This is a genomic window from Micromonospora sp. NPDC047548 (genome assembly GCF_040642975.1).
Lineage (GTDB): Bacteria > Actinomycetota > Actinomycetes > Mycobacteriales > Micromonosporaceae > Micromonospora.
The window spans coordinates 40,132-59,335 of the sequence record NZ_JBEYTI010000016.1 but is presented as its reverse complement, the minus strand read 5'-3'; the positions used below and the strand labels follow the sequence as shown (position 1 = coordinate 59,335).

15 protein-coding genes are annotated in these 19,204 nt (G+C 69.5%); 4 read left to right on the top strand and 11 right to left on the bottom strand.

Features of this window, described 5'->3' with window-relative positions:
* Window positions 1-60 precede the first annotated feature (60 nt).
* On the top strand, window positions 61-231 hold the full coding sequence (locus ABZ807_RS18245) for a hypothetical protein (RefSeq protein WP_357158839.1): 171 nt from the start codon (window positions 61-63) through the stop codon (window positions 229-231).
* Between the two features lie 157 nt (window positions 232-388).
* Here the strand turns inward: ABZ807_RS18245 and ABZ807_RS18240 are convergent, their stop codons facing one another.
* From ABZ807_RS18240 to ABZ807_RS18190, 11 genes are all read right to left on the bottom strand, one after another.
* Window positions 389-1,945, bottom strand: coding sequence for a glycosyltransferase family 39 protein (locus tag ABZ807_RS18240; protein WP_357158836.1), 1,557 nt, complete (start codon window positions 1,943-1,945; stop codon window positions 389-391).
* Window positions 1,946-2,002: 57 nt separating this feature from the next.
* Window positions 2,003-3,160: a glycosyl hydrolase gene (locus ABZ807_RS18235; RefSeq protein WP_357158833.1), complete on the bottom strand. Its 1,158-nt coding sequence runs from the start codon at window positions 3,158-3,160 to the stop codon at window positions 2,003-2,005.
* The gene (locus ABZ807_RS18230) at window positions 3,148-4,722 is read right to left on the bottom strand and encodes a glycosyltransferase family 2 protein (RefSeq protein WP_357158830.1); all 1,575 of its coding nucleotides are present in this window, start codon (window positions 4,720-4,722) and stop codon (window positions 3,148-3,150) included. The genes ABZ807_RS18235 and ABZ807_RS18230 overlap by 13 nt, the downstream gene beginning before the upstream one ends.
* 557 nt (window positions 4,723-5,279) lie before the next feature.
* Window positions 5,280-6,380 (bottom strand): glycosyltransferase family 39 protein, encoded by a 1,101-nt coding sequence (locus ABZ807_RS18225; protein ID WP_357158827.1) that lies wholly within the window; start codon window positions 6,378-6,380, stop codon window positions 5,280-5,282.
* A gap of 378 nt (window positions 6,381-6,758) precedes the next feature.
* Window positions 6,759-7,004 (bottom strand): hypothetical protein, encoded by a 246-nt coding sequence (locus tag ABZ807_RS18220; protein WP_357158824.1) that lies wholly within the window; start codon window positions 7,002-7,004, stop codon window positions 6,759-6,761.
* A gap of 135 nt (window positions 7,005-7,139) precedes the next feature.
* Entirely contained in the window at window positions 7,140-7,448 is a 309-nt protein-coding gene (locus ABZ807_RS18215) for a MoaD/ThiS family protein (protein ID WP_357158821.1), read from the bottom strand.
* Window positions 7,445-8,560, bottom strand: coding sequence for an exo-alpha-sialidase (locus tag ABZ807_RS18210; RefSeq protein ID WP_357158818.1), 1,116 nt, complete (start codon window positions 8,558-8,560; stop codon window positions 7,445-7,447). The genes ABZ807_RS18215 and ABZ807_RS18210 overlap by 4 nt, the downstream gene beginning before the upstream one ends.
* A gap of 440 nt (window positions 8,561-9,000) precedes the next feature.
* Window positions 9,001-10,644, bottom strand: coding sequence for an amidase (locus tag ABZ807_RS18205; RefSeq protein WP_357158815.1), 1,644 nt, complete (start codon window positions 10,642-10,644; stop codon window positions 9,001-9,003).
* Entirely contained in the window at window positions 10,641-10,943 is a 303-nt protein-coding gene (locus ABZ807_RS18200) for a hypothetical protein (RefSeq protein ID WP_357158812.1), read from the bottom strand. The genes ABZ807_RS18205 and ABZ807_RS18200 overlap by 4 nt, the downstream gene beginning before the upstream one ends.
* A 573-nt stretch (window positions 10,944-11,516) precedes the next feature.
* On the bottom strand, window positions 11,517-12,740 hold the full coding sequence (locus tag ABZ807_RS18195; protein ID WP_357159068.1) for a multidrug effflux MFS transporter: 1,224 nt from the start codon (window positions 12,738-12,740) through the stop codon (window positions 11,517-11,519).
* 668 nt (window positions 12,741-13,408) lie between these two features.
* On the bottom strand, window positions 13,409-14,782 hold the full coding sequence (locus ABZ807_RS18190) for a hypothetical protein (protein WP_357158809.1): 1,374 nt from the start codon (window positions 14,780-14,782) through the stop codon (window positions 13,409-13,411).
* Between the two features lie 339 nt (window positions 14,783-15,121).
* Here ABZ807_RS18190 and ABZ807_RS18185 point away from each other — a divergent pair, with 339 nt between their 5' ends.
* From ABZ807_RS18185 to ABZ807_RS18175, 3 genes are all read left to right on the top strand, one after another.
* The gene (locus ABZ807_RS18185) at window positions 15,122-16,363 is read left to right on the top strand and encodes a sensor domain-containing protein (RefSeq protein ID WP_357158806.1); all 1,242 of its coding nucleotides are present in this window, start codon (window positions 15,122-15,124) and stop codon (window positions 16,361-16,363) included.
* Entirely contained in the window at window positions 16,351-16,986 is a 636-nt protein-coding gene (locus tag ABZ807_RS18180; RefSeq protein ID WP_357158803.1) for a response regulator transcription factor, read from the top strand. Before ABZ807_RS18185 ends, ABZ807_RS18180 begins: the two co-directional genes overlap by 13 nt.
* Window positions 16,987-17,394: 408 nt before the next feature.
* Window positions 17,395-18,909 (top strand): CopD family protein, encoded by a 1,515-nt coding sequence (locus ABZ807_RS18175; RefSeq protein ID WP_357158800.1) that lies wholly within the window; start codon window positions 17,395-17,397, stop codon window positions 18,907-18,909.
* Window positions 18,910-19,204 lie beyond the last annotated feature (295 nt).

Here is a 19,204-nt window from a genome sequence, read left to right as displayed (position 1 = left end):
GGGACCGACCGGCGGGAGGCCGCGTAGCGTGGGCGACACGAACGGCAGCAGGAGGGCGATGTGACGGAACCGGAGGAAGACCGGGAGAAGACCGCCAAGACCGACCGGGTGCTCTACTCCCCCGACGGGGATCCCCACCACACCATGGCGCAGGCGCCCCAGCCCGACGAGCACCCTCCGGTGACCGTCACGCGAGAGGACCGGACCGAGGTCGTCGACGACGACCAGTGACAGCCGCCGGCGCGGCAGGGCTGCCACGTGCCGCAATCACGATGGCAGCCGCAACCGCCCGGGCGCCACCCCACCCACGGACGGTCGGGGCACCCCGGGCTCGGCGGCGGTCCGGCCTGGCCCGTGCACTCCCCCTGGACGCCGGCGCGGACCCCGCTCAGTGATGACCGGTCTGCCCCCGGACCAGCAGCACCACGGTGACCCCGGGGAACCGGTCCGTACTGGCGGCGTTGAACTCGTGGCGGAGCAGCTCTGCCCGGGCGGGCGGAAGTCGGTCGAACGGATCCCGCGACTCGCCGACAACCAGCCAGATTCGTCGGATATCGCCGACGCAGGGAGCGGGATCCACGCAATCGATCGCCCAGAACCACCCGGACCTGCCGGGGGGCACCGCGACGAACACGTCACGCGGCTTCGTCCGCAGCTGGTACGCCATCGGCAGGGCGGCGCTCCAGCCGCGCCAACCCGAATATGCGATCCCGTCGCCGGCCTCGTACCGCCGGTCGATCAGGGCGGCCGCGGCGCGGTAGTCCGCCTCGCCGGCCACCGGGCTGCGCCGGGCTTCCGCCTGGCCGGGCACGCCCACGGCGGCGACGGCCACCAGCGCGGCGGCCAGGATGGCGACGGCCCTGCCGGGAGGAATCCTGCGCCGCAGACCGGACACCGGCACGGCGATCGCGACCGCGGCCAGCAGCGACCAGGCAGGGAGAGTGAACAGCACGAACCTGGCAAGGAAGAGGTGCACCAGCGGATAGCTCAGGTAGCAGAACACCGGAGGCGCCACGGCCCAGACAAGCAGGGGAAGGATCAAGGCACGCCGGGAGCGCCAGAGAAGGACGGTGCCGAGCAGTCCGGCCGAGACGAACGACCAGGCGATCGTGGCGGAGCCGAACAACTCTTTCGGGAAACGGGCGAGTGCCGGCCCGTCGCGGGTGATCCAGGAAACCTGACCGGACTGGGTGGAGGCCTCGTACAGCAACGGCGCCGCGGCCAGGGCCAGCAGCAGCACCGTGGCCATCCAGGTCCCCAGGGTTCGAAGTCCACGTCCCTGCCTGACCGTGGAGCAGACCATCAGCGCGTGGGCCGCCAGCACCATCGCGGCAACGAAGTGCAGGTAGGTCAGCGCCAGCAGACAGCCGCCGTACAGCAGGAAACGGCGCCACGACGGCCGGTCGAGCGTCCAGGTCAGCGCGAGCGTGGCCAGCACGGCAAGGGCGACGACCCAGGCGTACGAGCGCGCCTCCTGCCCGTATCGCGAGACGGACGGGATCGCGACGAACAGCAACCCTGCGGCGACCCCCACGGTGGTGTCGTACAGCTTCCGGCCCAGCAGCGCGAGTGCACCGGCAGCCACCGCGGTGCCGATGAGCGACGGGAGTCGCAGCGCGAGGGTCGACGCTCCGAACGTCGTGGTCCACAACCGCATCACCACGTAGTAGAGGGCGTGCGCGATGTCCATGTTGCCGAGCAGGCGCCACAACTCCGCCCACGAGATGGTGGTGGTCAGCCAGGTGACCGACTCGTCGAACCAGATCTCACGTCCGGTGCTGCCAAGGGCCGCGACCGTGAACGCGACGAGCGAGACCGGCAACGCGATGCGGGCTCGTGACGCCGGCGCCTGCGTCGCGCTGAGCGGAGGGTCGGCCCGCACCGACGTGGCGGGCACCGTCGGGGGGAGGCGCCCGCCCGAGTTGACAGATCGGAACACGGTCACGCTGGCACCGTCCAGTCAGGGTGGTCGGCGTCGGTCAAAGACTGCGGCAGGGCCTGCCTACTTCTCAATTTCGGTACGCGGGAGCATGGCCGACGACCAGGTGAAGTCGTACCTGGAGGCGGCGACCGACTGGGCGAAGGCCTTGGTGACGGCGGGAGAACTCACGATCCTCCAGTCCAGCTCCTTGTTCACCTCGAACCAAATCAGGCCGATGATGTCCTTGTGGCGTGGCAGCAGTTGGAACGTCTGTCTGATCCATTCGGCCTTGCGTCCCTTGCCGTCGGAGGCGCCGGTCTCGGTGATGACCAACGGCCGGTGGGTGAAGGCGCGGATCTCCTTGATCGTCTGGTTGAAGATCGCGTCGAAGGACCGGTACGTCGAGAGCGCCCCGGTGCCGTAGTAACCCGAGAGTCCCACCCAGTCGACGTAGTCGTCCCCCGGGTAGAGCGTGGAGAGTTTCGGGGTCGAGTTGTCCCATCTGACGTTCGGGCTCCATACCCAGATGACGTTGGTGGCCCCGGCCGCAGTGAAGAGGTCATGGACGTGGCGCCATGCCTTGACGTAGTCACCCGGCCGGTTGCCGTTGACCGCTTCGGACCACGGGTACCAGTCGCCGTTCATCTCGTGGGCGAACCGGATGGCCACCGGGTAGCCGAGTGACTTGATCCCCTGCGCCCAGGACAGCACGTACGCGTCGAGGCTCCCCCGCGAGATGCGGGACAACCGGTAGTCGGGTTGGTGGGAACGTATTCTGTCGATCTTGCGGGCGCTGAAACCCTTCTTACGGGCCGCGTTGTCCAGTTGGTAGTCCCATGGTTCCCACGCCAGCATCGGCAGCATGCCGCGGTCGCTGATCCGATCGAAGAGCGTCCGGTCGAACGCGGCGGTTGCCCATCCCGCGCCGAACAGCATCACCTGCGGTTGGCGCTTCGCGGCCGCCGTGAACGCGTTCACGGCCGTGAAGTTGTACGGACCTTCATTGGTCATGACGCCGATGAACGTCTTTCCGGGCGGCGGGAAGAGTCCCGGGTCCGGTCGGGGCGAGGGGGTTGGTTCGGCCGTCGCCGTCATGCTCGGTTCGGCGGTCGCAGTCCTGGTCGCCGCGGCATCCTTCCGTTCCCCGGACGCGGTCTGTGGCGCGATGACGAAGGCATAGGCCAGCAGCAGCGCGGCGATCAACGCCATCGCGCCGCGCGGGAGGGTCAGCCTCGCCATGGCACACCCCGGTCGGCCGACACCCGCGACCTCGGCGGGCGGTGCTCCTCGCTCGGGGCACGAGCGGCGATGTCGGGCCTGTCGTCGCGTTGCCCGCTGCGGGCTCTCAGGCCTGACGCGATCGCGATCAGCGGTGGGCCCAGACCGGTCAGGAGGGTCAGGACCGGCCACGCCCGGAGCAGGGTCACGCTGTTGCCCAGCACGAAGCTCGCGCCGAGCAGGGCAGCGGCGAAGGCCGCCCACCCGAAGTGCAGCCGGAAGGTGGCGAGCGACTCTGTGGTGCGCAGCTTCCCCTTGGCCGTCACCACGAACGCGAGCCTGCGCCGCAGCAGCGCACCGACACCGGCGGCCACGTAGACGGGACCGGTGAACAACGCCAGCGCCATGCCCACCAGGCCGATCTCCTCACGTTCGTGGGGAGCGATGTTGAAGCGGCGGAGCCAGAGCCACAGTACGAACCAGGTGCCGATGGTCGAGCCCCACAGCACCGACCACACGGTGACGTCGAGCTGGGCCGTGCTCACCCCGGTGAGCAGATACAGGGCCGTGGCGAGGTTGCCCAGCAACAGGCTGACGGCCACGCTCGGGTAGTAGAACTGGAGCAGGCGGTACTGCCAGCGGCGTCGCGATCTCAGTTCGCGCGGCGCGCGCAGGTCGGGGCGTACCAGAATCTCGCAGATGCCGGCAGCCCACCGCTTCTGCTGGTTGAAGTAGTCCGCCCACGACGTCGGGCCTTCCCCGATGGCCACCACGTCCGGGGTGTAGACGCCCTTCCACTGATTGCCCGTCTGCGGGTTGACGGCGGCGTGGACCCGGATGCTGGTGAGATGGTCCTCGATGATCGAGTCCTGGTAGCCGCCAACGCTCCGCCACGCCGCTGGTCGGTAGAGATGGCCGGTGCCGGTGAGCAGCGGTGCGTCCAGACCGTTTCCGCCACGCGCGATGAGCCCGTTGTAGAGGTACTGCTGGACCGACGCGCCGTGCGCGACCCAGTTCTCGTGCATGTTGCCGTAGACCTGGGGCGTCACCACGAAGGCGACATCCGGGTCGCGAAAGTAGCCGAGCGTCCGTTCGAGGAAGCCCGGCAACGGCACGTGGTCCGGGTCGACGTTGGCGACCACGTCGTAGTCGTGTTCGTGCTCCGCCCGCCAGGCGTTGTGATTGCCCGACTTCGTCCGGGCGCGAAACTCACCGGTCGGCTGGTTGTACTCCGGTCGGCCCTTACGGGTGAAGTGACGCACCCCGAGCCGCGCGGCCATTTCCTTCACCGCCGGGTCGTCACCCTCGTCGAGGATCCAGACGTCGACCAGGCCGCAGTACACGATCTGCGTCATCCTCCGCAGGGTTCGCTCGGCGACGTCGATCGGCTCCTTGCTGGGCACGATCGTGGTGAGCAGGGCCACTCGCAGGCCGACCGGCGGATCGACCGGGACCGGATCCTTGGCGTTGAACGCGAACACCCAGACGACCACGTTCTGCGCGAGGCGGATCAGCTCGACGCCGACGACCACGCAGAAGCCGAGCCGGGCCGCCATCGTCTGCCAGCTTCCGAACCCGGTCACGCCCGATCCGGGCACGTGCGCGGGAAGTAGCAGCCAGCCGATGAACAGCAGGCCCGCCGCGGTGTTGACGAGGACGAACAGGGTCAGGATCAGCCGTGACGCGGGCGAGACAGCATGGCGGAACTCGACCGCCGCCTGCGGGTGCTTCGGCGCGACCAGGGGTCCGGCGGTGGTCCCGCACGCCGCGTACGCCCGACGAGCTCTGACGTTTCGCTGCCGGCGATCGGGGGGCTGACCGGATGGAGCCTGAGGTGAGGTGACGACCGGAAAGCCACCGCCTGCCCTCCCCTCCCCGCCGACGCGAGACAGGCGTGTATCGCTGGCGACGCCCACATTGCCCCCATGAAAGAGATTTCTGCCTGCCGCGAACCCGGCTACAGCTGATGCTATTCGGCCGATATAACCAAAGGGTCCGAATTGTACGAATTGTCCTTGGTCTCGGCTCGGGACCGGCAACGGCGCCCACCACCGTCCTCATGCAACTGGCAGAGCCGACGTGAGCCCATACGGTGTCTCGACGGGCAGCGACGCCGTCACCCCGGGGCGGTGTCCACCGCTCAACGATCTTCGCGAGCCTGCTCGTGTCCTGCTGATGGCCCCTGGGGTTCCCAGCGGGCCACCTGCACCGGCACACCGAGCAACGCGATCGCCACCAGGGCAGCCACACACCACCGGGCGCGCGCCCGGGCAAGAGCGACCGCGCTGAGCGTCGCCCAGGCCGGGAGCGTGAAGAGCAGGAACTGCGGCAGCCAGACCGGCGTCGCCTGCGCGACGAGCAGCAACACGAGCGGCGGCACCGCCGCCCAGGCGGTGTAGATGGCAGCGGAGCGCCGCAGCGGGAGGCTGAACAGCGCCAACCCGAGCAGCACGACTCCCAGGGCGGTGACGCCGAACAGTTCCCGGGGAGTCGCGGCCAACACGGCCAAGCTCGGATCCGATCCCCGCGCGATCTGCGCGCCGGGCTGCTCGCCGAGCAGTACCGGCGCGGCGGCCGCGGGTAGCGCGCCCAGGAACGCGACGACCAACCATCGGCCGGCCACGCCGCGCCGAAAGGCGAACACGGCCCAGCCGTGCCCGGCGAGCAACAGCAGCGCGAGACCGTGGCACAAGCCCAGAACCAGCACCGCGGCGCCGTAGACGGCGAAGCGCCCGAACTTCGGCCGATCGATGGCCAGCACGAGGAAGAACGTGGCGAGCACGGCAGCGAACACCGTCAGCGCGTACGGCTGGGCTTCCTGCGCGTACCGCGTCGACGTGGGCAGCAGCGCGAAGATCACTCCGGCCAACAGGCCGACCCGCGGCGCGAACAGCCGGGCCGCCAACCCGCCGACGAGGGCCGCCGCAGCGGTGGTGGCCAGCATCGCCAGCGCACGCAGCGCCAGGCCGGACGTGCCGAGAACCTCCACCCACCACCGCATCAGTGGTGACCCGGCCATGCTCCAGATCGCGACCTCGCCCCTCGACCGGGCGGGCTCGCCGGCCCTGACCAGGCAGAGCGCGCCCATCACCAGTGCCGGTACCAGCCATGCGGCGACCCGCCACCGGAGGGTGTCGGTCGCCGGGTCGGGGGCGGTGCCGTGGTCTTCTCCCCAGGGGTCCTCGACGCTGACCTCCGTCAACGCCAGCCGGGGCAGGACTACCGTGTTCGCGTCCTTCATGGTGTCTCACGCATTTCTGTCGGATCCGATGGCCGAGGCCGCGGCAGAGGCGCCTCGAAGCGAGAGGCCAGCGCCCTATTGGCACGCGGAGTGAGCAGCGCGAACCCGCGCCGGAGTCCTGGATCGAGTACCGGATGTCATCTGAAGCATAGTGAACAAGAGCGGACAGATCGCCCAGATGCGCCATAAGCTCCGAGACGGGTAGCAACCTCAACGCTTCGCCCAGAAGACCCCGGCAGTTGGCCGTCGGGCAGCCCTCGGCACCGGGAGCGCGACCTGGTCACCCTGATCCACAACGCCGACCCCCGCCGACAAGGCCGAGGTCCACCGCCAGCTCGCCCTGTGGCAGACCCACCAACCGAACGCAAACGGTACGAGTCATAAAACTCGCACCGTTGTCCGCTGGTTGACGGCGTCGTCCCAGGCGCACTGGAAGCCGGTGACGATGGTGTAGGTGGTGCCGCCGTAGCCCTGCGTCACCCAGGGTCGGCTGGCGAACTGGACGCGGATCTTTGAGTTGCTGCCCAGTTGCCGGCCTGGAACGTGCAGGTCACCGAGCCATTGGCGTCGCTCCGGCTTCGGCAAGGACATGAGCCAGGAGGCGATCGCCGAGTACTCCGTCACCCGCCACCTCATGATCAAGCACGCCGCACCCGCGGCACGTGACTCCTTCCGGCCGGCCTGACCGCTGTCGACCGCGGCACCACGGATGAGGCGCGGCCGATCCACCTGTCTGCTTCCCGGGCAGGACCACGTGGTCTATCCCCCGGCCATCGCCCCGAGGATGATGAACGGTTCCTCGCCGAGGATCACCCGCTCGGGCAGTGGCGTGTCGGGCGGCTCGTTGGACAGGTCCTCCTCGCAGGCGTAGAAGCGGACGAACGCCCGGCGCTCGCCGCTGTGCCGGTCGCGGATTGTGCCGAGCAGCATCGGGTATTGCGTCTCGAGGGCGTCCAACACCAGGCGCTGGGTGATCCGCCCATCACGCGGACCGGCCACCTCCAGGCACACCTCGCCGCTGAGGTGAGCCAGGTTCTTCAGGTGGGTCGGGAGAACGACCCGGATCACGGCAGCACCTGGGCTTCCACGGAGAGCACGGCCGGCAGGTCCCGGACGATCGGCGCCCAGGTGTCGCCTCCGTCGGCCGAGTGGTAGACCTGGCCACCGGTGGTGCCGAAGTAGATGCCGCCCGGGTCGAGCGTGTCGACCGCCATCGCGTCGCGGTACACGTTGACATAGCAGTCGGACTGCGGCAGGCCGTTGGTCAACGGCTCCCAGTCGTCGCCACCCGTGCGGCTGCGGTAGACGCGCAGCTTGCCCTCCGGCGGGAAGTGCTCGGAGTCGCTCTTGATCGGCACGACGTAGATGGTCTCCGGCTCGTGCGCGTGCACCGCGATCGGGAACCCGAAGTCCGACGGCAGGTCGCCGCTGACCTCGCGCCAGTTCGCACCGGCGTCGTCGCTGCGCATGACGTCCCAGTGCTTTTGCATGAACAGCGTGTCGGGCCGGGACGGGTGCTGGGTGATGTGGTGCACGCAGTGGCCGACTTCGGCGTCCTGGTCGGGGATCTCCCCCGAGCGCAGGCCCTTGTTGATCGGCAGCCAGCTGGCGCCGGCGTCGTCGCTGCGGAATGCGCCCGCCGCCGAGATGGCGACGTAGATCCGGCCCTTGTGCACCGGGTCCAGGATGATCGTGTGTAGGCACAGGCCGCCGGCACCGGGCTGCCACGACGGCCCGGTGGGGTGGGTACGAAGGGAGGTGAGCTCCGTCCACTTCTGGCCGCCGTCGGTGGTGACGTAGAGGGCGGCGTCCTCCGCACCCGCGTACACGGTATCGGGGTCGTCGCGGGACGGCTCGAGGTGCCAGATGCGCTTGAACTCCCAGGGGCGCGGGGTGCCGTCATACCAGAGGTGCTCGCCGGCCTCGCCGGAGTAGGCGAAGTCGTTGCCGACCGTGGCCCAGGTTTTGCCGCCGTCGTCGGAACGCTGGATCAACTGCCCGAACCAGCCGCCGGACTGGGACGCGTAGAGCCGGTTCGGGTCGGCTGGCGACCCGGTGAGGTGGAAGATCTCCCAGCCACCGAAATGAGGTCCCTCGACGGTCCAGTCGCTGCGCTTGCCGTCCGACGTCAGCACGAACGCGCCCTTGCGTGTACCTACCAGCACCCGTACGCCGCTCATGTCCTCATCCTTCCGCTCGACGAGGCACGCCGGTGAGGCCGTGCGCCGCGGAGCGAAGCTCATCGGTCTCAGCCTCGCAGACGCTCGTCCCGACCGTCGTACCTCGGATCTCGATGTACACGGCAGACCCAGTCTTACTCTTCCGCTGCGACAATTCGGCGGGCGTACGGAATCGACCATGGCCGTGGCGGTGTTGCTCGGGCTGGCTTCGAGGATCGTGGCGTACCGGCACGACCGGCACGGCGCGGAGCTGATGGCTCCCTGGCAGCCGCCGACGCCAACGTGGTGAAGCCGGTCTCCCGATTCCCAGCGGCGACCTGGTCCTGGTCCAGGTCCAGGCTGGCCTGGCCGTTGGCGGTCTGGAATGCGTCCGCGAGCGCCGGGTTCGCCCGCCATCGATGAGGGGGCGGAGGGCGGGACGGTTCCCGCCCTCCGCTGGGTTACTGGGTGAGTTCGGCGACCTGCTCAGCCGTCAGCCGAGGCGTCTCGGCAGAAGGTTCACTGTGCGTCCGGGCGGCCGCGGACGGCGGATCGGCGGGCCGGCGCAGATGCCAGTCCGTCACCGCCTGGTACGCGGCCACCACCGACAGCAGCCGGTCCTCGGCGTACGGCAGGCCGCCCAGGATGGTGCCGATCGGCACCCCGACGGCGGTGAACCCGATCGGGAAGGCGATCTCCGGCAGACCCAGGATGTCGAAGGGTACCGGGTCGGTCTGCACCACCACGTCACACAGGTCAAAGAGCTCGTTGAGCACCCGTTCCATCAACAGCAGCTTGGCCCGCTGACCGGTGATGAACTCATTGCCGCCCAGCAACGCTCCTTGCAGCCAGCTGGTCACCGACACCCCGAAACCGCGCAGGTCCGTGCGCAGGTACGGCATGAACGGCTCGCTGCGCTCGGGCAGGCGAATGTTGTTGAAGGTGCTGCCGGTCAGCTGGCTCCACCCGTCCGGCAGGGGCACGTCCACCAACGTGACGCCGGGGATCGCGGCGAGCTGGGCCAGGTACGCCTGGCGGGCCAGCGCGGTGGTCGAGGTGCCGTTGGCAAAGCCGGGCAGCACCCCGATCCGGGTGTTCCAGCGCAGCTTGACCCGGTTCCGCTGGTACACCGGGGTGGCCGCGTCGATCAGGTCGGGTACGTCGGGCAGCCCCTGGCTGCGCGGGTCCGCGGGGTCCTCGCCCGCCATCGCGGTCAGCATGATGGCGGCGTCCCTGGCGTCGCGAGCCAGCGGGCCCGGATGATCACGGGTGTAGGTGAGCGGAATGATGCCGGCCGCCGAGACCCGGCCCATGGTCGGCTTGAGCCCGGTCAGGTTCTGGGCGTTGGAGGGGGCGGTGATCGAGCCACCGGTCTGGGTGCCAATGCCCGCGGTGGCCATGCGGCCGGCCACCGCGGTGGCGGTGCCGGTGGATGACCCGCCGGGATCGGTGTTGCGGTTGGTCGGCGTCCAGGCGTTCACCGTGGTGATCACACCGGCTGGCGTGGTGGCACGGGTGGTGGCCAGCGGGCCCATCTGAGTCTTGCCGAGCACGATCGCGCCGCTCGCCGTGAGCCGAGCCACCGCGGTCGCGTCGTACGGCGGCACGAAGTCCTTGAACAGGAAGGAGTTCGCGGTGGTGAGGACGCCTTCGGTGTAGTAGTTGTCCTTGATGGCCAACGGAATGCCGTGCAGCACCCCGGGTCGGGGCCTGCGGACGGCATCTCGTGCCGCCGCGATGGCCGCATCGGCGAGCACCAGGTTGAACGCCTGGTAAGTGCCGTCGTACGCGGAGATGCGCGCCAGGTACGCCTCGACGAGCTGCTCCGGGGTGAGTTTGTTGGCACGGATGAGCCAGGCGGCCTCGGCGATGGTCAACTCGGTCGGATCGGCGACCGCCTCCGGCCGGGGCTCAGCGTAGGCGTTCGGCTGGTCCAGCGCCCGGTTCCTGGTCCCCGCCCTGAGGTTCGCCGACAGGGGGCCGCTCGCCCCGGCCATCGAGGGCAGTGCGACGGTGGCGCCCGCGGCAGAGGCGGTGGCCAGCGCGGCAGCGCGGGCCAGGAATGCCCGCCGGTCGATCGACCGGTCGAGAGGTTCGCCAGTCATGCCTTCCGCCATTCTGTGCTGTTCGAGGGATACAGAATCGGCACGCGCTGCTGCGACAGCGCCTTGGCGGCATCGGGATCAGTGGCGCCGGGAGCGGGCAACTGGTATGCGGCCAACGTCGCCACGGTGCCCCGCAGGAACGAGCGCAGCGAGGCGAGCACCGAATCCCGGCCGGGCGAGCCGGTCTCCGGGTCGGCAGTGTTGCCCGGCGGAAGCTGATCAAGATCAATGCCGAGAGCGGCCAGTCGAGCCCGGATCAAGATGTTCAGGTCAGCATCGGTAGGCGGAGTAGGGGCCATGGTGCTCCTCTAAGTGATGCAGGTCGCCGTCGGAGTGAACCGAACCTAGGCTGGTCACGGTGGCCTGAAAGCACCTTGGGCATGGAAATTGAGAGATACTTGAGTCTGCTGCTGCGACGTTGACGAAGGCCGCACCTGAACGAGCGGGAGTCCGACAAGCCGCTCGGGGACGCCGCGCGCACCGGCGACCTATCACTCGGATTGCTTGTCACCGGGGCGAGCGTCCGGGTGACCCGAGCGGCACGCTGCAGTCGCCCGTCGGCGGCAACCCGTCGTTGTTGAGAACGAAGTCCGGCGCGTGGATGCGCGCCGGCGCCGTGGGTGGCGATCCCATCCCGGCAGTGGCGGTGGCGCGCGGCGGCGAGCGCGGTGAAGTTGGCCATCGAGCCGCCGCTCATGAAGAGGCCACCCGCGCTCGGGTCGCAGCCGAGCGCCTCCTTGATCCAGTCGATCGCCACATGTTCCAGCTCGGTGGGGGCGGGCGCTGATCGCCAGGCGGGGCGAGGGATCCACCGCGGACTCGTCGATCGGGGCCCGGCCCAGCACCGCAAAGTCCCGGCGGGTGTGACGATCTCAGTGCGCTGCCACGACCACCGCTTCCGGCTCGAGGTCGGCGAGCCGGGCCGGCCGCACGACCACGAGCAGAACCGCCATCGCCGCCACCATCCCACCTGCAACCACGAGGGCCATGGCCACCGCGCCGGTGCCCAGCACGCCCACCAGGGGCGCGGCCAACGCGCCGACCCCGAACTGCACGGCGCCGAGCAGAGCGGACGCCGTACCGGCCGCCTCCCCATGCCGGGACAGGGCCAGGGCCGGCGCGTTCGGCATCGCGAGGCCCGCCGCCGCGAGCACCACCCACAACGACACCAGCAGGCTCGGCAGCCCACCGAGCCCGGTCACGGCGAAGGCGAGCAGCGCGAAACCGGCCCCGGTCCCCACGCCCAGGGCGGCGACGAGGATCCGCTGCGGCGAGTAACGGCGCAGCAGCCGTACGTTGAACTGGGTCGCCGCGATCAGCCCGACCGCGCCCGCGCCGAAGGCCAGCCCGAACTGCTGCTCATCCAGCCCGTACTGCTGCTGGAGGACGAACGACGACCCGGCCACGTAGGCGAACAACGCCGCCATGGCCAGCCCGGCGACCAGAACCAGGCCCACGAACGTACGGTCCCGCAGCAGCGAGCCGTACACGATCAATGTCGGGACCACCCCGCCGCGCTGACGCCGATCAGCCGGCAGCGTCTCGCGGAGGCCGCGCGCGGCGACCACGACGAGTAGCACACCGAAGGCGGCCAGGGCCACGAACACGCCGCGCCAGTCCGTCCAGCGCAGCAGGCCACCACCAAGCGTCGGAGCGAGGATCGGCGCCGCCCCCATGACCAGCAGCAGCCGGGAGAGCAACGTCGCGAAGGCCGCACCGCTGAACAGGTCGCGGACCACGGCCATCGCGACCACCGAGGCCGCTGCGACGCCGAGGCCCTGCACCACCCGCAATCCGCCGAGAACCGTGATGTTCGGTGCGACGACGCAGAGCACCGACGCCACGACGTGCAGCGCGATGCCGGCGATCAGCGGCGCCCGCCGGCCGACAGCATCGGACAGCGGGCCGATCAGCAACTGGCCGAGGGCGAGGCCCGCCAGCGTGCCGGTGAGGGTCAGTTGGACCGCCGCCGACGTGGTCTGGAAATCGGCGACGATCGCGGGAAGCGCGGGCAGGTACATGTCGATGGTCAGCGGACCCACCGCGATCAGCGACCCGAGCACGAGGACGAGCCGCAGGCGCTGTCGGGGGCTCATCAGGTCACCCGGCATCAGCGGGGCGGCCGAACCCTCAGGGGCGTCGACAGGGGCGGTCATCGGGTCGTCTCCGACCGGTCGCTGCGCGGCCGGGCCGGGAACAGTGCAGGAGTCACATCTGGCTCCAAATCCAGATCCGGTCATCTGATTCCCGGTCGACCGGGAGGTAACGGAGGTCACACCCGACCGGCGGCAGGCAAGCGGTGACCCCCGCCACGACGCTCCGCATAGAACGTGCAGGGTCTACGCAGTGCGGTGTCCACTAACGTTCACCGGGTTTCCGGTGGGTGTTGTGGATCCTCGCCGGGTGGGCGAGCGACTCCCCACCGGGGTGGTGGGGCGGGCCTCCGCGGGCCAACCGATCCTCGCGCCGCCCGGGTGGGCGGCGGGGGTCACGTCGGGACCGGCCAGCACCGGGGAGGTGCCGGCCGGCTCGACGGTGCGTTATCACCTGCGGCAGCACGGCGGCTGTCGGGGTGATGGGTCCGCCGCCCGGTGCCCGGGTGGCGATGCTGGCGGCCGCGGTCAGGTCTGCCGGGTGAGGCGGCCTGGGAGCGAAAGACCGAGGTTGGGAACCACGTCCAGCCAGGTCAGCCACGAAGACCACGTTTCCGAATCTGTAGGCGTCACCGCCGAGGCAAACGGTGGGGCCGCTGAACGGGGCGGCATTACGGGATGAGCAGTCCCCAGTAGGTGGCCCAGGGCAGGAACAGCAGGCCTGCGGCGACGAGCAGGCCCAATCGGATCTGGTCGGCGCGGGAGAGGTCGCGGTGGTGCCGTCGCCACGACAGGGCGGTCGCAGCAGTGGCCACGACGGTGGCGACAGCGAGGAACTGCAGGACGAGCCAGGGCATCGGGCGGCCGATCACCACGGGGCCGAGGACGTTCGCTGCGGTGGCCATCACGAAGAGGATGTACATGAATGAGCCCATCGTGGTTGCCAGGCCGGCGGCGGCCAGCCAGCGTGCGGGACGCCGCACCAGCGGTGGGTTACGACGCCCGCGGACACGGCGCGCGGCGGCGGTCAGCGGGTAGCCGGCGAAGGCCACCAGAAACACCAGGAGCGCGGAGAGCTGCAGCCACGGAGATTCGTACCAGGCGAGCGGCGTGGGTGCGGGGGCGGGCAGGTCCTGAGCCGGAGCCGGGTCGGCGCTCGCCTTGGGCAGGGTACGTCCCAGACCGTTCATCCAGGACGCTTCATACTCGCCGTAGTTGCGCGGGAGGCGGTCAAGCCGGTCGAAGCCACCCTTGGCGGTGAGGTGCAGGTTGTGCCGTACGCCGGGGATGAATCGGATGGTGTACTGGGTGTTGCCGCCGCGCTCCAAGGCCTGCTGGATGATCTGGCTGCTCTCGCGCGGCAGGGCTTCCTGGTCGAGTTCGCCCCATTGGGCCAGTAGCGGCTGGCGCACGTGTTCCCAGGCTGGCGCCGGGTCGAAGTTGGCCTCTGGGAACAGGCCTGCGCCGATTGTCATCCGTACGGCGGTGCTCTGCATTGTGTGCGGGAACGACCCGGACACGCCGGCGTGTCGGAGGAACTGGCCGTAGCCCCATGCCGTCTGGGCAGCCGGGGTGGTACCGACCGCGCCGACAGTGATGAGGAACTTCACGTCGGTGGAGCGATTCGCGGCGAGCGGCGCGGCGTACGCTCCTTCCGACAGCGCCCACATCCCGAGCCGGGCTGGGTCGACGTCGGCGCGGGAGCGCAGTAGTTGCAGGCCCGCCAGAGCATCGTCGGCCAGCAGTGAATAGTCGCGATGGAGTAGGGAGTAGCCCACGGTCCGCTTGTCGTAGATGAGCGTCACAATGCCCTGTCGGGCGAACGTTTCAGCTGCGGAGCGCAGCTCCTGGCGGCCTCGATTGCCGGCCCCCTCGATCATCACCATCGCCGGACGGCGGTGCGGCGTCGATGCGGGCGCCAGTACGGTGCCGTGCAAGACCACGCCACCGCTGCCGGAAAAGGACACCTCGGTGGTGGTCAGATCCTGCGGCGCGGCGTGTGCTGAAGCGGCCGGAACGACCAGGACCGCAGCGAATGCCGCCAAGGCCGCCAGGATCCGTGGCAACCGTCGGGCCGGGCCCGGTTCCTGGGCAGTGACTCCGCCGGTTCGATCCGTTGCCCTTGTCTGAATCGTCCCGTATCGCAAGGCAGCCATCCCATTCAGGTCGTCGTCGGACGCGCCGGGTGGCGCGCCATTCGCGGTGTTCAGCCTCGCCTGGCCGCGAGACGCGGACCAGGGTCGCGGCGCCTGACGTGGTCGGGGTGCAGGCACCTGGACCGATCGGGGTTCCTGCCTCGTCGACCCCGAATAACACGAGATCTAGCGTGGCGTTCGTCTGGGACCACAGTTGCTGTCTTCAGTACGCCTGAAAGGATCATCATCATGCGGCAAAGGATCGTGTCCGGGGCACGTGAACTCGGGCAGTTGCTGACCGGAGCAGCAATAGGGTTGCCCGCGCCCTTCCTGCTAGCCCTGATCCTGGTCTCGGTGCCGGCGACTCTGGCGGCGGGTCTGGGCGTCCTGCTCTTTGCCGTCGCCATCGGGCTGTCCCGCCGGCTGGCCGACCTGGAACGCCGCCGGGCCGCCGAGGTGCTGGGCAGACCGGTGCACTCCCCGTACGCGCCGTTGCCCACCGGCCTACCCGCCCGCGTCCGTACGGTGATCGGCGACCCGGCCACCTGGCGCGACCTGGCCTGGCTGCTGTGCCAGTTCGTGGTGGGCGTGATCAGTGTGACGCTGGCTCTCGGGCTGTGGCTGGCAGCTGCGCAATGCCTGGTCGCGCCGTTGCTGTGGGCGTTTCTGCCGGACCCCACGTCCTTCGATCCCATGGTGCTGGAGATCACCGGCCGGTCCGGTCCGTTGGCGTGGTTGCTGGTGCCGGTCGGCGCCGGCCTGGTAGTGCTGGCCTACCGGCTGCCGCGGCATCTCATCACCGGTCAGGCCCGGCTGGCGAGCTCTCTGCTAGGACCCACGTCTGCCGCCGAGCTGTCCACGCGGGTGGAGCAGCTGACCGCCACCAGGGCCGCTGCCGTTGATGCGTCCGCCACCGAACTTCGCCGCGTCGAACGTGATCTGCACGACGGCGCACAGGTGCGCCTCATCGCGGTGACAATGAATCTTGGCATGGCCGAGGACGTCATTGATGCCGATCCGGCCGGCGCCAAGGCGCTGATGGCCGAGGCGAAGGCCAGCGCCGGCGCAGCCCTGACCGAACTGCGGGATCTGGTACGCGGCATTCACCCGCCGGTGCTGGCCGATCGGGGCCTGGCCGGGGCGGTGCAGGCCCTGGCGCTGGACAGCAGTATCCCGGTCGAGCTGGATCTGCGACTTGACCGGCGCCTGGCCGCGCCGGTGGAGTCCGCGGCATACTTCGCCATCGCCGAGTCGTTGGCCAACGCGATCCGGCACAGCGAGGCCCATCGCGTCCAGATCACCATCGCCGGCGGTGGGTTGACGTTACAGATCACCGTGCGCGACGACGGACACGGCGGCGCGGACCCGTCGCGCGGCACCGGGCTGCGTGGCATTCAACGTCGGTTGTCCGCCTTCGACGGAACCTTCCGCCTTACCAGCCCTCCAGGCGGGCCCACCGTGCTGAACATGGAGTTGCCGTGCGCGTCCTGATCGCCGAAGATCAACTACTGCTCCGCGACGGGCTGACCCGGATGCTGACCGCGAACGGCTTCGACGTGGTGGCCGCCGTCGACGAGGGCCCGCGACTGACCGAAACACTCGTGTCGCTCCGGCCCGACATCGCCGTGCTCGACGTGCGCCTACCGCCCACCTTCACCGACGAAGGACTGCGCGCCGCCATCGCCGCCCGCCGCCAGGTGCCTGGCCTTCCCGTCCTGATCCTCTCCCAGTACGTCGAGCGGCTCTACGCCCGTGAGCTGCTCTCGGACCGTGCCGGAGCGGTCGGATACCTTCTCAAGGATCGTGTTGGTGACGTACGACAGTTCATCGAATCGATCCGCCAAGTCGCCACCGGCGGCACCGTCATGGATCCAGAAGTCGTCGCCCAACTGCTGAACCACCGCGACACCCTGTCGACCCTCACCCCCCGAGAGCGAGACGTGCTCCGCCTGATGGCCGAGGGCCGCTCCAACGCCGCGATCGCCGCCAACATGATCATTACCGAAAAGTCGGTCAGCAACCACATCAACACGCTCTTCGCCAAACTCGGCCTACCACCGGCCGGCGGCGACCACCGCCGAGTACTCGCCGTTCTGACCTACCTCGACCGATGAACTCACCTGGTGTCCGCCACGATGCAACTCCTTCGGCGACTGCCCTGATCTTGGTGGGTTCGCCGCTCCGGTCGCCCCGTCGGGTACCTCGACGCTGGCCGGCAGCGCGCGGTCGAGCTGGGGTGAGCGCGTTCGCGGTGCTGACGGGCATGGTGTGGCGACGTACGTGCGTGAGCACGGGCGGGGCAGCCCGACGTACCCCTACTATCAGCTAATAGTAGTTGCCCTAGGATGGCGATCGCAGCAGGTGAGAGTGACGTGTGGGCGTTTGGCTCACGCTCCCTCGGCGGAAGGATCAACAGTGCCTTTCCAGCGGCGACGCCGGGCGGCCTGACCTTGCTTGAGGCATCGTCGGGCCTTCCATGTCATCGGTCGTCAGCACGCGCAGCCACCCGTTGGGCACTGCGGTTGTGGCTGGCGCTGTTCCCCGCGCTCGTCGTGGCGTTAGGGTTCGCCTCTCCCGCGGCCGCCCATTTCAAGCTGATGGAGGCTGTGCCGGCCGATGGCGCGCGGGTCGACGGCACCGTTGAAGAGATGCTGCTGAAGTTCAGCGCAGCCGGCACGCCGACCGGCGCCGGGTTCAAGCTCTCTGATGGCAAGGGCAATGCCGTACAGGCCACCAGCCACACCCCTGACGGGGGCCGTACGTGGCTGGTCCACCCGAGGGCTCCCCTGACCACCGGCACCTTCACGCTGCGGTGGAGTGTCGCAGCCCCGGACGCCCACCCATTGGCAGGCACGATCACCTTCAAGGTGGCCTCGCCTGCCAAGAATCCAAGAGCGACCGCCGAACCGCAGGCCACGGCCAGCCCCCACGGACACGCCGGCCATGGCGGGCCAGACATGCCCTCGGCTCAGCCGCCCACCCCTGCGGGCGGAAACGCGGTGGGCCATACGGCCGACGCGGAACAGGGGCCGGTGCGGTTCGTCGGCGCCGTCGGGCGTTGGCTCTCCTACGGGGCGATCCTGCTCGGTGTCGGTGGTCTTGTCTTCGCGCTGACGACGTTGGTCGGTACCCGCAGTGATATTCGCGTGGTGCAGGTCTGGGTGCGCACCGCTGGCTTGGCGGTAGCGGCCGGAGTGATCCTCGAGCTGGTTGCGCTCGCGGCGGTCTTCAGCGAGCAGGGCACCTTCGCGTCGGCGGCCAGCGCCCCCGCGCTGGCCGCTCTCAGCCAGACGCCGGTTGCTGCCAGCCTGGTCCTGCGCTTCACCGGTGCGGCCGGCCTGCTCGCCTCCGGTTCACTCGAAGCGGCACTGATTCGGGGCCGGCACGCTGTCGGACGTCACTCCGTTCCGACCGTCGCCGCGATACCCACCGACTCCCGGATCCGGGTGACGCCTGTCCCCGGGAATCTGACCGGCGACAGCGTCCAACGGGTGCGAGCGCGCGCTGTCCGGCCTGTGGTCCTGGGTGTCACGGTGGCACTGTTGCTGGGCTCCTTCCTGCTCGACGGGCACACCGTCACCACCCAGCCTCGAGCCGTCGTCGTGGTGGCCGATTTCGCCCACACCATTGCCGCAGCGGTGTGGGTCGGCGGTGTTCTTCTGCTGGCAGTCCTGCTGCTGGGTCGGGCCCGCTTGGGCGTACCGACGGGTGCCGCTGAGATGGCGGTGCGGTTCTCCATACCGGCCGCCGCCGCGGTGACACTCACCGGTGTTGCCGGCATCGCGTTGACGCTGCTGATCCTGGAGCGACCGGCGCATCTCGTGACCACCGACTGGGGGCGCATGCTCCTGGTCAAGGTCGCCCTGGTGGCAGTTGTTTCGCTCGTCGGGCTGTACAACACGAGGCACGTCGTGCCCAGGCTGGATGACCGTGCGATGGACAGCACTCAACTGCTACGCCGTACGGTCCTGGTCGAGGCGTTGCTGATGGTGGCCGTCGTGCTCGTCACCGCGATCCTCGTCAACGCCGAAACCTAGATTGGACGAGCGCCTGGGAGCCGCAGGAGTCGGGATGTCGGGGCCGGCTTTGCCCGGGCTGACCGCGGGGTGTTGGGGAACGGCGTGGCAGCACGAGCGGTGCACAAGGTCGTCGAGCGGCACCCCGTCGGGCTACTGCGCCGACGTCGAGGTAACCCGGGGCCGGACACGTCGTGGCCGTCTCGTAGTCGGTGGGCACGCGCCGGTGGGGCAGCCGGACCGCGGCTGCCCCACCGGCGACCTACGTGCGGTCAACGGATCCGGCCGCAGTTGTTGACTGTCTCCTGGTCTGGAC